Source organism: Microbacterium sp. ZW T2_14 (genome assembly GCF_044987405.1).
Classification (GTDB): Bacteria; Actinomycetota; Actinomycetes; order Actinomycetales; family Microbacteriaceae; genus Microbacterium.
Map to the genome: position 1 here is coordinate 22,966 of NZ_JBJDRK010000048.1, position 14,183 is coordinate 37,148.

Genomic DNA, 14,183 nt, shown 5'->3' on the forward strand with positions numbered 1-14,183 from the left:
GTTGACAAGCTTCGCAGATGGGACACCACTGAATGACTGACACAACGGGCATCGACGCCGAGTTGACCGCCGCGCACGGCGCCGTCCCCGAGACCATCCTCGAGGTCGAGAATCTCGGCGTGGAGTTCTGGGTCGAGGGCGAGTTCTACCCGGCCGCGATCGACATGAATTACCGCGTCCGGCGCGGCGAGGTCCTCGCGATCGTCGGCGAGTCCGGGTCGGGCAAGAGCACCAGCTCGATGGCTCTGCTGGGCCTGCTCCCCGAGAACTCGCGCGTCACCGGCTCGATCAAGCTCCTCGGACGCCAGTTGCGCGGCGTCGACGACGCCACGCTCCGCTCGCTCCGCGGCAACGAGATCGCGGTCATCTTCCAGGAGCCGATGACGGCGCTGAATCCGGTGTACACCATCGGGTTCCAGATCATGGAGGCGCTGCGTTCGCACGACCGCTCGCTGTCGCCCAACGAGGCGCGCGAGAAGGCCGTCGACCTGCTGCGCATGGTCGAGATGCCCAACCCGGAGCAGTCCTTCCACAAGTACCCGCACCAGCTGTCGGGCGGCCAGCGCCAGCGCGCGATGATCGCTCAGTCGATCTCGTGCGATCCGCTGCTGCTGATCGCCGACGAACCCACGACCGCGCTGGACGTCACGGTGCAGGCGGAGGTGCTGGACCTGCTCCGCAACCTCCACAAGCGTCTGGACTCGGCGATCATCCTGATCACGCACGACATGGGCGTGGTGGCCGACCTCGCGGACCGCATCATGGTGATGAAGAACGGCGTGGTCGTCGAGTCGGGTTCCGTGGAGAAGATCTTCCACGCGCCCGAGCACCCGTACACCCAGCAGCTGCTGGCGGCGGTGCCGCACCTCGGTCTCGGCGTGCTGGAGGATGCGGAAGCCGGCCCGGCGGAGATCGTGACCGAGACCTCGACGGTGCCCTCGGTGTCGTCGATCCGCGAGCGTGCCAGCGAGGCGGCGGACGAGATCATCGAGACGCGGACGCCGGTGCTCGCCTTCGAAGGCGTCGCGATCGACTATCCCAAGCGCGGCCGGATCCCCGCCTTCCGGGCGGCGGAAGACATCGATCTCGCCATCTATCAGGGTGAGATCGTCGGGCTGGTGGGCGAATCAGGCTCGGGCAAGACGACACTGGGGCGCGCCGCGATCGGCCTCCTGCCGATCGCCGAGGGCAAGCTGACGACCGTCGGCACGGACATCTCCCACGCCTCGCAGAAGGATCTCTTCGCGATCCGCCGCCGCACCGGGATCGTGTTCCAGGACCCGGCGTCGTCGCTGAACCCCCGCATGCCCATCGGCCAGTCGATCGGCGAGCCGATCCTGCTGGCCGGTGAAGCCAAGGGCAAGGATCTGGACCGACGCGTCGAGAGCCTTCTCAGCCAGGTGGAGCTGCCCGCGTCGTACCGCAACCGCTTCCCGCACGAGCTCTCCGGTGGTCAGCGTCAGCGCGTCGGGATCGCCCGCGCGCTCGCCCTCGCGCCGGAGCTGCTCGTGGCCGACGAGCCCACCTCGGCACTGGACGTGTCGGTCCAGGCGCGCTTCCTCGACCTGCTGCAGGAGCTGCAGCGCGAGCTGCAGTTCGCCTGCCTGTTCATCAGCCACGACCTCGCCGTCGTCGACATCCTGGCCCACCGCATCGCGGTGATGCACCACGGCAAGCTCGTGGAGGCCGGGACGCGCGACGAGATCCTCCGCGGTGCGAAGGACCCGTACACGCAGCGGCTCATCGCCGCGGTTCCGGTTCCGAACCCCGAGGAGCAGCGCGTGCGCCGCGAGGCGCGTGCCGCCCTGCTGCGGGCCGGTCTGGAGGGCTGACGCGGTCGCCGAAAGGCGACACACAGGAGCGCCTAATAGAATGGGGATGCCGGCACTCCGGCATCCCCATTCTCTTTCAAGGATTCCCTCATGGCGCGCGCCCTCCGTCCGGACCTCCGCAACGTGGCTATCGTCGCTCACGTCGACCACGGCAAGACCACCCTCGTCGACGCCATGCTGCGCCAGACCGGCTCTTTCGGCTCGCACGAGCACATGGAAGAGCGCGCCATGGACTCGAACGACCTCGAGCGTGAAAAAGGCATCACGATCCTCGCGAAGAACACCGCGATCACGTACAAGGGCGTCCACACCGACGTGCCGGTGACGATCAACGTGATCGACACCCCCGGGCACGCCGACTTCGGCGGCGAGGTCGAGCGCGGCCTTTCGATGGTCGACGGCGTCGTGCTGCTCGTCGACGCGAGCGAGGGCCCGCTCCCGCAGACGCGCTTCGTGCTGCGCAAGGCGCTCGAGGCGAAGCTGCCCGTCATCCTGCTGGTCAACAAGACCGACCGCCCCGACGCGCGCATCCCCGAGGTCGAGGAAGAAGCACACGACCTGCTGCTCGGTCTGGCGTCGGACCTCGTCGACGACGTGCCCGACCTCGATGTCGATGCGCTTCTTGACGTTCCCGTCGTCTACGCCTCGGGTCGTGCCGGCGCCGCCTCCCGCAACCGCCCCGAGAACGGCACCCTGCCCGACAACGACGATCTCGAGCCGCTGTTCGAGGCGATCCTCGAGCACGTCCCGGCCCCGTCCTACGACGATGAGGCGCCCCTGCAGGCGTGGGTGACGAACCTCGACTCGAGCCCGTTCCTCGGTCGCCTGGCGCTGCTGCGCGTCTTCAACGGCACGCTCAAGAAGGGCCAGACCGTGGCCTGGGTGCGCGCAGACGGCAGCACCAGCAACGCCCGCATCACCGAGCTCCTCAAGACGCGCGCACTCGAGCGCTACCCGGCGGAGAGCGCCGGCCCCGGCGACATCGTCGCCATCGCCGGATTCGAAGACATCACGATCGGTGAGACGATCGCCGACCCCGAAGACGTGCGTCCGCTGCCGGGCATCACGGTCGACGACCCCGCCATCTCGATGACGATCGGCACGAACACCTCGCCGCTGGTCGGCAAGGTCAAGGGTCACAAGCTCACGGCGCGCATGGTGAAGGACCGCCTGTACCGCGAGCTCGTCGGCAACGTGTCGCTGAAGGTGGTCGACATCGGTCGCCCCGACGCGTGGGAGGTGCAGGGCCGCGGCGAGCTCGCACTGGCGATCCTCGTCGAGAACATGCGCCGCGAGGGCTTCGAGCTGACCGTCGGCAAGCCGCAGGTCGTGACCAAGAAGGTCGACGGCAAGACGTACGAGCCGTTCGAGCACCTGACGATCGATGCGCCCGAGGAGTACCTCGGCGCCATCACGCAGCTGCTGGCCGCGCGCAAGGGCCGCATGGACAACATGACGAACCACGGCACCGGGTGGGTGCGCATGGAGTTCATCGTGCCGTCGCGCGGGCTCATCGGCTTCCGCACGGAGTTCCTCACCACGACGCGCGGCACGGGCATCGCGAACGCGATCTCGCACGGCTACGAGCCGTGGGCGGGTCACATCGTCACGCGCCAGAACGGCTCGATCGTCGCCGACCGCTCCGGTGTCGTCACCCCGTTCGCGATCATCGCCCTGCAGGAGCGCATGTCGTTCTTCGTCCAGCCCACGCAGGAGGTCTACGAGGGCATGGTCATCGGCGAGAACTCGCGCGCCGACGACATGGACGTCAACATCACCAAGGAGAAGAAGCTCACCAACATGCGCTCCTCCACCTCGGATTCGTTCGAGTCGATGACGCCTCCGCGTCAGCTGTCGCTCGAAGAGAGCCTGGAGTTCGCGCGCGACGACGAATGCGTCGAGGTCACGCCCGAGATCGTGCGCATCCGCAAGGTGAACCTCGACGCCACCGAGCGCGCGCGTGCGACGGCACGCCTGAAGCGCCAGGACGCCAACGCGTAATAAGAGCTGTCATACGGATGCCGCGGCCGGCGCCTCCCAGGGGCACCGGCCGCGGCATCTCTGTCAGCCCCGCACCGTCACGGTGACCGGGCGGGCTGCGGTCGAGCCGGCCGCGTTCGACAGCAGCGCGGTGAACTCGTACGTGCCGGGAGCCAGCTCGCCCACCATGGTGACCGCGTGCTGTGCGCCCGGGGTCGCCGCGGCGAGCGGCTGCCGGTCGATCTCCACGCCGTCCTGGAACAGCACGTACTCGGTCGCGTTGGTGCCCCACCAGAGGTCGGCGCTGACCGTCACGATGCCCGTTCGCGCGCCGGACGCGGTGAGCACGGCTCGGCCGGGAGCGGCATCCGTCACCGTCACCGTGTGCGTGCGCGAGGTCATCGCCCCGTGCGGATTCAGCGCCACGACCGTGTACTCGTAGGTGCCGTCGATGCGCCCGGCGATGTCGAACTCCGCGTGCTGCGCGGCGGGCGACGTGCCGTCGATCCACTGGGCGTCGACGAGTGCGCCGTTCTCGTACAGCTTCACGACTGTCGCGTTCTGCCCCCACCAGAGGTCGGCCAGGATCCGGTAGTCGCCGTCGCGCAGTCCCGTGTCGCGCCCGTTGTCGTCAGAGACGGCGAACGCTCCGGGTGCGTCGCTCGCGACGGGGGTGCCGGAGGAGAGGATGCCGGCCCCCGCGCCCGCGCGGACGATCCCCGCCACGTCCGCGACGGCGTCGAGGGCGTACGAGTACGCGTCGGCCGGATTCCACCGCACGTCGGGGGACAGCGGGCTCGCCGCCGTGGCGTTGTAGGCGGCCAGCACGTCCGTCGGCTGGCCGTTCACGAGCGTGTCGCTCGCGCGCAGCTGCGTTCCGCCCCATCCGGCGATGATGCGCGAGGCGCTCGACGGGTCGACGAGCTCGACCGCGTTCGCCTCCGCCACGATGCTGCTCTCCTTGCCCGCGCCCCAGAAGTACTGGAAGAACGGATGGTCCGCCGAGGAGGCTGCGGTCGTGGCATCCGTCTGCTCGTAGAGGTTGTTGTAGACGTGCACGTCGCCGAAGCGCACGCGGGGACCGCGCTGCCCGATGTCCGTCCAGCGGTTGTGATGCTGCGTGACGCGATGCTGGCCGCGATCCTGCGTGCGTGAGTCGGACGAGCCGATGATGTCGGTCTTGTCGTGATGCTGCAGCCAGTTCCATGACATCGTCACGAGGTCGGACCCGTGCGTCACGTCGAGCAGCCCGTCATGCACCTCGAACGGCCGGCCGTAGACGGTGTCGAGGCTCGCGGCGGGGTGTGCGCCGTCGTCGAAGGTGTTGTGGTCGACCCACACGCTCGTCGACGTCCAGACCGAGAGGTTGTCGTACGCCGAGTTCCAGTTGCCGCCGGCGTCACCGGCATCCCATTGCGGGAAGCAGTCGTACGCGTCCGACAGCGTCAGATTGCGCACGATCACGTTGTGCGCATCGCGGATGCGCAGGGATGCCCCGACCACGCGCGCGTCGTCGCCCACGCCGACGAGCGTCACGTTCGAGCCGATGTGCTGAAGCGTGAGCTTCGCCTGCAGCGCGGCGGCCTCGACGCGTGCCTGCTCGAGGGGGCCGGAAGGATCGACGCCGGGACCGAACGCCGCGATGTAGTCGTCCATGTCGAACCGCGCGCCGGAGCCGGCGACGGTGACCTGTGCGGCGATGTCGTCGCAGGTGGTGCGCGTGCCGTCGGCTCGCAGCCAGGGGTCGAGTGTGCCGGTCACGTAGACGATCCTCGGCACCTGGTTGTAGCGCGCGTCGTTCTGCGATCCGCCCGGTGCGCCGGCGAGGGCGTCGCGCAGCTGCTGCCAGTCGTCCACGACATACACCTCTGCGGCGTCGGCCGTGCTGCCTCCCGTGACGGGCTCGGCGATCCGCTGGACGCGCTCCGGGTACGTCGGCCCCGTCCACGACGCCCACCCGTCACCCGGCGCGATCACCTCGTGCCCGAGATCCACGGCGGGGGAGGGGATGCCGGTCGCCGGCGGCGCGGCGGCCGCGGGCGCGGCCATCACCGGCGCTGCGGCGAGGGCGAGCGCGGTCACCAGGCCGATGCCTCCGGCGAGTGATCGGCGCGGGAATCGGCCGTGTGGTGCGCCGGCGGGCGCGGGCAGCGTCGTTCTCATGGGACTCCTTCGTCCGGAGCAGAATCCGTGATGAGAACGGGTGGCGGCACCCACAAGCGAGGAAGCGTTTTCTGCGTGTGCGACCAGCATGCTCGCACGCGGCGGAAAGCGCAATCCCCGACGGAGCACGACGGCGCCCGCGCGCGCCAGGCAGGCCGCGCATCCGGCAGTGGACGGCGATCCCTCTCGGGGCGCGTCGCTAGCATGACGAGGTGACCCTGGATCCGCACTTCGACGACGCGCACAGCGCCGGCGAGGCGAAGCGGGCAGTGCGCGAAGGGCTCGGTGTCGCCCTCGCCACGAGCGCCTATGGCATCTCGTTCGGAGCGCTCGCGGTCGCCGCGGGACTGGACGTCTGGCAGACGTGCGTGCTGAGCCTCGTGATGTTCACCGGAGGGTCGCAGTTCGCGTTCGTCGGCATCGTGGCCGCCGGAGGACTGGCCGCCGCGCCGGCGGCGATCGCGTCCGCCGCGCTCCTGGGCGTCCGCAACGTCGCGTACGGCATCCGCATGTCGCCCGTGATCGGCGCCGGATTCTGGCGTCGTGCCGCGGCCGCGCAGTTCACGATCGACGAGTCCACCGCCGTCTCCCTCGCGCAGCGCACGGCGCGGGCGCGCACCCTCGGCTTCTGGGTCACCGGCGTCGGGATCTACGTCGGCTGGAACCTCTCCACTCTGGCCGGCGCCCTCCTCGGCGATGTGCTGGGGGACCCGCGGGCCTACGGACTCGATGCCGCTGCGGCGGCCGCGTTCCTCGCGCTGCTCTGGCCGCGGCTCCGGGCCCGCCAGCCGATCGTGGTCGGCGTCGCGGCCGCGGTCGTCGCGACGGTGCTGACGCCGGTGCTCATGCCGGGGCTGCCGGTGATCGTCGCGGCCGTCGTCGCGATCGTCGTGGGCTGGACCAACTGGCTCGGCAGGAGCACCGATTCGGATGCCGCCGAGCCCGACGATGTCGCGGAACGGGAGGGACTGCCGTGACGATGTGGACCGCCGTGCTCGTCGCTGCCATCGTGTGCGTCGGGCTCAAGACCGTGGGCTACCTGATCCCGGCCCGCTGGGTGGAGGCGCCCACCCCGCTGCGGATCGCCGATCTGCTGACCGTGGCGCTGCTCGCCGCCCTCGTCGCGGTGCAGACGCTCGCCGTCGGGCAGGCCGTCGTCGTCGACGCCCGCGTTCCCGCAGTGCTGGTGGCCGCGGGGCTGCTGCTCCTGCGGGCGCCGTTCCTCGTCGTCGTGGTGGCTGCCGCGCTGGTGGCGGCGATGCTGCGGCTGTGGGGCTGGGCGGCGTAGGCGGGCGGGGCGGCGTAGGTCGGCGGGAGTCGCGTCCGCAGCGGGTCGGGGCGCCGACGTGGTCGGCAGCATGGACACGGTCGGTAGCATCGAGTCATGCGCTCCTCCGTCCCCGCCCGTATCGGCAGCTGGATCATCGCGCTGCTCGTCGGGCTGGTCTACGGGGTGGCCGGCACGGTCGCCCACGCCTACGAGATCGGCTGGTTCCCGCTCGGGCTCATCCTGGCGGTGGTCGGATCGGCGGCGCTGCTGCTCGCTGTCAGACTGCTCACCTCCGACCGATGGGCGACCCTCGCCACCGGCGCCGGCATGATGATCTCGACGCTGGTCTTCTCGGGAAGCGGACCCGGCGGCTCCGTGGTCGTGCCGCAGACCGGCCTCGCGGTGTTCTGGACGTTCGCCGTGCCGATCCTCGTGGCGCTCGCCGTGGCCTGGCCCGATCGGATGCGCACCGCCGTCTGAGCGGACGAGCGACGACGGCTCGCCGGTAGACTGATCGCGTGACGTACGTGATCGCCCTGCCCTGTGTGGACGTCAAGGACCGCGCCTGCATCGACGAGTGTCCCGTGGACTGCATCTACGAGGGCGACCGGTCGCTGTACATCCACCCCGACGAATGCGTCGACTGCGGCGCCTGCGAGCCCGTCTGCCCGGTCGAGGCGATCTACTACGAGGACGACCTGCCCGACGAGTGGCAGGACTATTACAAGGCCAACGTCGAGTTCTTCGACGACATCGGGTCGCCCGGCGGCGCCGCGAAGGTCGGCGTCATCCACAAGGACCACCCGATCATCGAGGCGCTCCCGCCACAGGAACACTGACGTGGGGGTCGCCGACCTCGCGGACTACCCCTGGGACGCGGTCGCGCCGTACGCGCAGCGGGCCCGCGCGCACCCCGATGGCATCGTGGACCTGTCCATCGGGTCGCCGGTCGATCCGACTCCCGATGTCGTCGCCGACGCGCTGCGCGCCGCGACCGACGCTCACGCCTACCCGCAGACCGTCGGCACGGCATCGCTGCGTGCGGCGATCGCCGACTGGTATGCGCGTCGCCGGGGTGTATCGGGGCTGACGCCCGAGGATGTGCTCCCCACCGTCGGCTCGAAAGAGCTCGTCGCACTGCTGCCGCTGCTGCTGGGCCTCGGCGCCGGCGACGTCGTCGTCCATCCGCGTGCGGCGTATCCCACGTACGAGGTCGGGGCGCGCCTCGTCGGCGCCACGCCGGTCGCGTCCGACGACCCTGCGGAGTGGCCGGAGGGAACGCGCCTCGTCTGGCTGAACTCGCCCGGCAATCCCGACGGTCGCGTGCTGGGGGTCGACGCCCTGCGGGCCGCCGTCACGCGGGCCCGCGAGCTCGGGGCGGTGCTCGCGTCCGATGAGTGCTACGCCGAGCTCGGGTGGGATGCCCCGTGGGACCACGAGCCGGTGCCCTCGGCGCTCGACCCGCGGGTGACCGGCGGCGACCTGCGCGGCATCCTGTCGGTGTACTCGCTGAGCAAGCAGTCCAACCTCGCCGGCTACCGCGCCGCCTTCCTGGCCGGCGACCGCGACATCGTCGCGCGCCTTCTCACGGCACGCAAGCACCTCGGCCTCATGGTGCCCCTGCCGGTGCAGGCCGCGATGTCGGCCGCCCTCGCGGACGACGTCCACGTCGCGGCGCAGAAGGAGCTCTACCGTCGCCGGCGCGAGATCCTGCGGCCCGCGGTCGAAGCGGCGGGCTTCCGCATCGACGCGAGCGAGGCGGGCCTGTACCTGTGGGCGACCGAGGGTCGCGACGCCTGGGAGAGTGTCGGCCGCCTCGCCGAGCTCGGCATCCTCGCCGGGCCCGGTCACTTCTACGGCGTGCACTTCCCCCAGCACATCCGCCTGTCCCTCACCGCGACCGACGAGCGCATCTCGGCGGCGGCGGAGCGCCTGCGGGCGGGGGCCGCGGCATCCGTCTGAGGATTCCTCTATCGGATGCCGCGTCCCTTTGGCCGTGTCAGCAGTAGGCGCAACGGCGCACTAGGCTGTAAGAACGCGGCGACGCGGCATCCCCCGTCCCGCCCCTCCGTTCTGACACAGCCCGCCCCACGGTGCCGGTCAGGACCGGACGACACCCCCGGTACGACCAGAAATCGCGAGGAGGCGCCGTGAGCGACGCGGGCACCCAGCAGGAGAAGGCCACCCTCACGATCGGTGAAAGGTCCGCCGAGTTCCCGCTGCTGCGGGGCACCGACGGCTCGCCGAGCGTGGACCTCTCCACCCTCACCCGCCAGACCGGCTACACCGCCCTCGACTACGGTTTCGTGAACACGGCGGCGACGAAGTCCGCGATCACGTACATCGACGGCGACCAGGGCGTGCTGCGCTACCGCGGCTACCCGATCGAGCAGCTGGCGAAGAACAGCACGTACCTCGAGGTGGCGTGGCTGCTCATCTACGGCGAGCTGCCGACGGCCGACGAGCTGGGCGAGTTCGACGAGAAGATCCGGCGGCACACCCTGCTGCACGAGGACCTCAAGCGGTTCTTCTCGGCCCTGCCGCACACGGCGCACCCCATGTCGGTGCTGTCGTCCGCGGTGTCGGCGCTGTCGACGTACTACGAGCACCAGTCCGACCCGAACAACCCCGAGCACGTGGAGCTCAACACCATCCGCATGCTGGCGAAGCTGCCCGTCATCGCGGCGTACGCGCACAAGAAGAGCATCGGTCAGGCGTTCCTCTACCCCGACAACTCGCTCGGCTTCGTCGACAACTTCCTGAAGCTGAACTTCGGCGTGCTGTCCGAGGTCTACGAGGTCGACCCGGTGATGTCTCGGGCGCTCGAACGCCTGCTCATCCTGCACGAGGACCACGAGCAGAACGCCTCGACGTCCACCGTGCGGCTCGTCGGCTCGACGGGCGCCAACCAGTTCTCGTCGATCTCGGCCGGCATCAACGCGCTGTACGGGCCGTTGCACGGTGGCGCCAACGAGGCGGTGCTCGACATGCTCGCGCGCATCCGGGATTCCGGCGAGAGCGTGCAGCGGTTCGTCGAGCGGGTGAAGAACAAGGAAGACGGCGTGAAGCTCATGGGCTTCGGGCACCGGGTGTACAAGAACTACGACCCGCGGGCCAAGCTCGTCAAGGAGTCGGCCGACGAGGTGCTGACCGCGCTCGGCGTCAGCGACCCGCTGCTGGACCTCGCCAAGGAGCTCGAAGAGATCGCGCTCAACGACGCGTACTTCCAGGAGCGCCGCCTGTACCCGAACGTCGACTTCTACACCGGCGTGATCTACAAGGCGATGGGCTTCCCGACGCGCATGTTCACCGTCCTGTTCGCCATCGGGCGTCTGCCGGGCTGGCTGGCACAGTGGCGTGAGGCCGCCGGCGATCCGCAGACGAAGATCGGCCGCCCGCAGCAGCTGTACGTCGGCGCCTCGGAGCGGAACTACCCGGGTCTTTCCTGACCTCAGCCGGTCGCCCGTACCCGCTCCGGCGCTGATCGGCGGACAAGAATGCGGATGCCGCGCCCCACTGGGGCGCGGCATCCATTCGTCGGGCGAGCGGCGGTGTCGTCAGGCGACCTCGGCGAGGGCGGGCTGGTCGACGGCATCCTCGTCGGAGGGGGTGGTCGCGGCATCGGTCCGCCTGCGCGGCCGGACGGCGAGCACGATGACGGCCGCGACCACGGCACCCGCCGCGAGCGTCAGCCATGCCACGGCGTATGAGTCGACCGCGGGCGACCCGCCCGGAGCGACGGAGCCGAACACGATCGCGGTCGTGAGCGCCGAGCCGATCGCCGAGCCGATGGTGCGGAGGTTGGCATTGACGCCCGTCGCGATGCCGGTGCGGTCGGCGGGCACACTCTCGACGATGATGCTCGCGGTGGAGGCGTAGGCGAGTCCGATGCCGACTCCGAAGACGCCGCCCGCGATGGCCACTGTCAGGACCGTGTCGTGGTCGAAGACGGCGAACACGACACCGGCTGCCATGAGCAGCGCGCCGAGCGCCATCATCAGCCGCAGCGGGATGATGCGCGCGATCGCGCCGGTTGCGAAGCCGACGCTCGACATGCCGATGAGCAAGGGGAGCAGCGCCAGCCCGGCGGCCTGAACGCCGAGGCCGAGCCCCCAGCCCGAACCGACGGGCGTCTCGAGGAACTGCGGCAGGTACCCCCAGAAGCCGAAGGCTGCGGCGCCGATCAGGAGGGCGGCGGCGTTGACGGGCCAGACGGCTCGCGTCGCCATCAGACGGAGGTCGACGAGCGGATCGGCGGAGCGCAGCTCCGAGAACACCCACGCCACGATGAGCACGGCAGCCGCAGCGAACATGCCCAGTGTGAGCGGCGAGGTCCAGCCCCAGCGAGCTCCCGAGCTCAGCGGCACCAGCAGGGCGATGAGCCACCCCGAGAGCAGCACCGCCGAGATGACGTTGACGCTTCCGGCGGCGCGCAGCCCTGCCGGCGGAACCAGCATCGCGGTCAGAGCGATCCCGGCCACGGCGGCGAGGAACGGCACGGCGAAGATGCCTTGCCAGCCCAGCAGTTCGGCGAGAGGGCCGGCGAGCACGCTGCCCGCCGCTCCGCCGATGCCGATGATCGCGCTCGTCGCGCCGATCGCTCCGGTGAGCTGGTGGCGCGGCATCACGTCGCGCAGCAGGCCGAACGCCAGGGGGAAGAGCGCGCCGCCGATGCCCTGCAGCACGCGGGCGAGGATGAGGATCTCGAGATTCGGGGCGAACGACGCCACGATGTCGCCGATCGCGACGACGCCGAGCACGGCGAGGAACGTGTTGCGGCGGCCGCGCAGGTCGCCGATCCGTCCCAGCAGGGGAGTGGCCACCGCGGCGGCGATCAGCCACGAGGTGTTGGTCCAGGATGCCGCATCCGCCGTGACGCCGAAGTCGGCGGCGATCAAGGGGATGACGGGGATGACGAGGTTCTGCAGCAGCGCGAGCGAGGCGACGCTGAGGGCGATCGCCGCGAACGCCGCGCGAGGGGTGAAGGGGATGGTGGGCATCGACGGGCCTTCCGATGGGTGCGGATCCGATGAATGCGGAGTAAAGTGGAGGTAGGTCTCCGAACGGAGGAAGCCTCCGCTTTGAACATTAGCGGAGGTTGCCTCCGGTTCGCAACCAGAACTTGCGATCTCCGAACTGCGGTGGCGGAGAGCATCGGGCCGGAGCAACACGGGAGGAGCTGGGATGTCGGTGGTCGAGCGGGTGTCCGCCTTGGATGCGCGGCGCCCCCAGCGTGCCGACGCGGCGCGGAACTTCGACGCACTGGTCGTCGCCGGCCGCGAGGCGTTCGCCGAGGAGGGTTCAGCGGCCTCCCTCGAGGACATCGCCCGCCGTGCGGGCGTCGGCATCGGCACGCTGTATCGCAACTTCCCGACGCGCGACGACCTGATCGAGACGCTCTACCTCGGCGAGGTCGATGCGCTCGCACGCGCGGCGGACGAGGTGGCCGACCTCGAGCCCTGGGACGCGCTGCGCGCCTGGCTCGACCGCTTCGTGACCTATGTCGGCACCAAGCATGCGCTGCTGGACGGGCTGAACCGCCGGTCGCCCGTGCTCACCGAATGCCGGGCCATCATGCTGTCGGCCGGCGAGCCTCTGCTCGAGCGCGCACAGGGCGCGGGTGATGTCGACCCCGACATCACCATCGGCGACGTGGTCAAGCTCGTGTCGGGCGTCGCGGCGGTCGCGTCGTTCGACGACGAAGCGCAGCGCCAGCGCGTGCTGAATCTGGCGATCAACGCCATTCGGCGCTGATCACCGGCACATCCGCCGCCTGAGGAGGGCGCCCGGATTGCTGTCGAGTCGCCGGTATCAGGCGTGCAATGCCTCGTTGAGGGCGACGCCCACGCCGCTGCGGCGAACGGCCTCGACGGCACCTGTCAGCGAGTTGCGCCGGAACAGCAGGCCCGCCCGCCCGGAGAGGTCCGCGCCCTTCGCTGTGGCGGGGGAGCCGTCCGCACGCCGAGGCTCGTCCGGCAGCACCACCTTCGTCCCGGCGGTCACGTAGAGGCCGGCCTCCACCACGCAGTCGTCGCCGAGCGAGATGCCGATGCCGGCGTTGGCGCCCAGGAGCGTGCGCGCGCCGACCGAGACCTTGTGCGTCCCGCCGCCCGACAGGGTGCCCATGATCGAGGCGCCGCCGCCGATGTCGCTGCCGTCGCCCACCACCACGCCCTGCGAGATACGCCCCTCGACCATGCTCTGGCCCAGCGTGCCGGCGTTGAAGTTCACGAACCCCTCGTGCATGACCGTCGTGCCAGGAGACAGGTACGCGCCGAGCCGCACGCGTGACGCGTCGGCGATGCGGACACCTACGGGAGTGACGTAATCCAGGAGACGCGGGAACTTGTCGAGCCCCTGCACCTGGATGCCGTCGCGCGCGAGGAAAGGACGAAGGCGGGTCAGCGCGTCGGGGTGGATGGGACCGGCGGTCGTCCAGGCGACATTCGGCAGATGGGCGAAGATGCCGTCGAGGTTCACCTCGTTCGGGCGGACGAGCAGATGCGAGAGGGCGTGCAGACGCAGGTACGCGTCGGGCGTCGATGACGGCGCTGCGTCGAGATCGATCTCGATCGCCACCACGTCAGCGGTGACCGCCCGGCGAGGGTCGGCCACCGCCAGGTGGTCGAGCGCATCCGGCCCCAGCTGCGGATCGAACCCCGAGGGGATCCGCCCCACTGCGGGGGAGGGGAACCAGGTGTCGAGCACGGTTCCGTCTTCGGCGGTCGTCGCGAGGCCGATGCCCCACACCCATCGTTCTTCGGTCATGGCATCAACGGTAGCGCGGTCGCCCGCGCCGGGTTCCGCATGTTTCCGGGGTTGTGGGGGTGCGACACGCCCGGGGTGCGGGGTGGATTCGACGGGTGGGCGGGGCGCACGTAAAGTATTACTTGTTCGCCCCAAAGGGTAGAGCGGAAGGCCGGAAGGCCTGGCTCCCC

Annotated in this window: 12 protein-coding genes; 9 read left to right on the forward strand and 3 right to left on the reverse strand. The window is 70.2% G+C overall.

All coding sequences use genetic code 11. From position 1 onward, the window contains the following. The first annotated feature begins 32 nt into the window (after positions 1–32). Positions 33–1,832 (forward strand): dipeptide ABC transporter ATP-binding protein, encoded by a 1,800-nt coding sequence (locus ACI3KY_RS15475; protein WP_404931043.1) that lies wholly within the window; start codon positions 33–35, stop codon positions 1,830–1,832. A gap of 90 nt (positions 1,833–1,922) precedes the next feature. Next, entirely contained in the window at positions 1,923–3,833 is a 1,911-nt protein-coding gene (gene typA, locus ACI3KY_RS15480; RefSeq protein ID WP_404931044.1) for a translational GTPase TypA, read from the forward strand. A 63-nt stretch (positions 3,834–3,896) separates the two neighbouring features. On the opposite strand, the gene ACI3KY_RS15485 is transcribed toward typA, so the two are convergent. Beyond that, positions 3,897–5,975 carry a hypothetical protein gene (locus ACI3KY_RS15485; protein ID WP_404931045.1) on the reverse strand — a complete coding sequence of 693 codons (2,079 nt, stop codon included), beginning with the start codon at positions 5,973–5,975 and terminating at the stop codon, positions 3,897–3,899. 212 nt (positions 5,976–6,187) lie between these two features. Here ACI3KY_RS15485 and ACI3KY_RS15490 point away from each other — a divergent pair, with 212 nt between their 5' ends. From ACI3KY_RS15490 to ACI3KY_RS15515, 6 genes are all read left to right on the forward strand, one after another. Continuing rightward, a complete protein-coding gene (locus ACI3KY_RS15490; RefSeq protein WP_404931046.1) occupies positions 6,188–6,952 on the forward strand; it encodes an AzlC family ABC transporter permease in 765 nt (254 codons plus the stop codon). Next, complete coding sequence (locus tag ACI3KY_RS15495) at positions 6,949–7,263, forward strand: AzlD domain-containing protein (RefSeq protein ID WP_194413660.1); 315 nt, start codon at positions 6,949–6,951, stop codon at positions 7,261–7,263. Before ACI3KY_RS15490 ends, ACI3KY_RS15495 begins: the two co-directional genes overlap by 4 nt. 96 nt (positions 7,264–7,359) lie before the next feature. Beyond that, positions 7,360–7,725, forward strand: coding sequence for a DUF6113 family protein (locus tag ACI3KY_RS15500; protein WP_404931047.1), 366 nt, complete (start codon positions 7,360–7,362; stop codon positions 7,723–7,725). Positions 7,726–7,763: 38 nt separating this feature from the next. Beyond that, complete coding sequence (gene fdxA, locus ACI3KY_RS15505) at positions 7,764–8,084, forward strand: ferredoxin (RefSeq protein WP_018170155.1); 321 nt, start codon at positions 7,764–7,766, stop codon at positions 8,082–8,084. 1 nt (position 8,085) lies between these two features. After that, positions 8,086–9,207 carry a succinyldiaminopimelate transaminase gene (gene dapC / locus ACI3KY_RS15510; protein WP_404931048.1) on the forward strand — a complete coding sequence of 374 codons (1,122 nt, stop codon included), beginning with the start codon at positions 8,086–8,088 and terminating at the stop codon, positions 9,205–9,207. 188 nt (positions 9,208–9,395) lie between these two features. Beyond that, entirely contained in the window at positions 9,396–10,694 is a 1,299-nt protein-coding gene (locus ACI3KY_RS15515; protein WP_404931049.1) for a citrate synthase, read from the forward strand. Between the two features lie 108 nt (positions 10,695–10,802). On the opposite strand, the gene ACI3KY_RS15520 is transcribed toward ACI3KY_RS15515, so the two are convergent. Beyond that, on the reverse strand, positions 10,803–12,245 hold the full coding sequence (locus ACI3KY_RS15520) for an MFS transporter (RefSeq protein WP_404931050.1): 1,443 nt from the start codon (positions 12,243–12,245) through the stop codon (positions 10,803–10,805). Between the two features lie 184 nt (positions 12,246–12,429). Between ACI3KY_RS15520 and ACI3KY_RS15525 the strand changes: the two genes are divergently transcribed. Beyond that, a complete protein-coding gene (locus tag ACI3KY_RS15525) occupies positions 12,430–12,999 on the forward strand; it encodes a TetR/AcrR family transcriptional regulator (RefSeq protein ID WP_404931051.1) in 570 nt (189 codons plus the stop codon). Between the two features lie 57 nt (positions 13,000–13,056). Here ACI3KY_RS15525 and dapD read toward each other — a convergent pair whose 3' ends face one another. Next, the gene (gene dapD, locus ACI3KY_RS15530) at positions 13,057–14,013 is read right to left on the reverse strand and encodes a 2,3,4,5-tetrahydropyridine-2,6-dicarboxylate N-succinyltransferase (RefSeq protein WP_404931052.1); all 957 of its coding nucleotides are present in this window, start codon (positions 14,011–14,013) and stop codon (positions 13,057–13,059) included. Between the last annotated feature and the right edge of the window lie 170 nt (positions 14,014–14,183).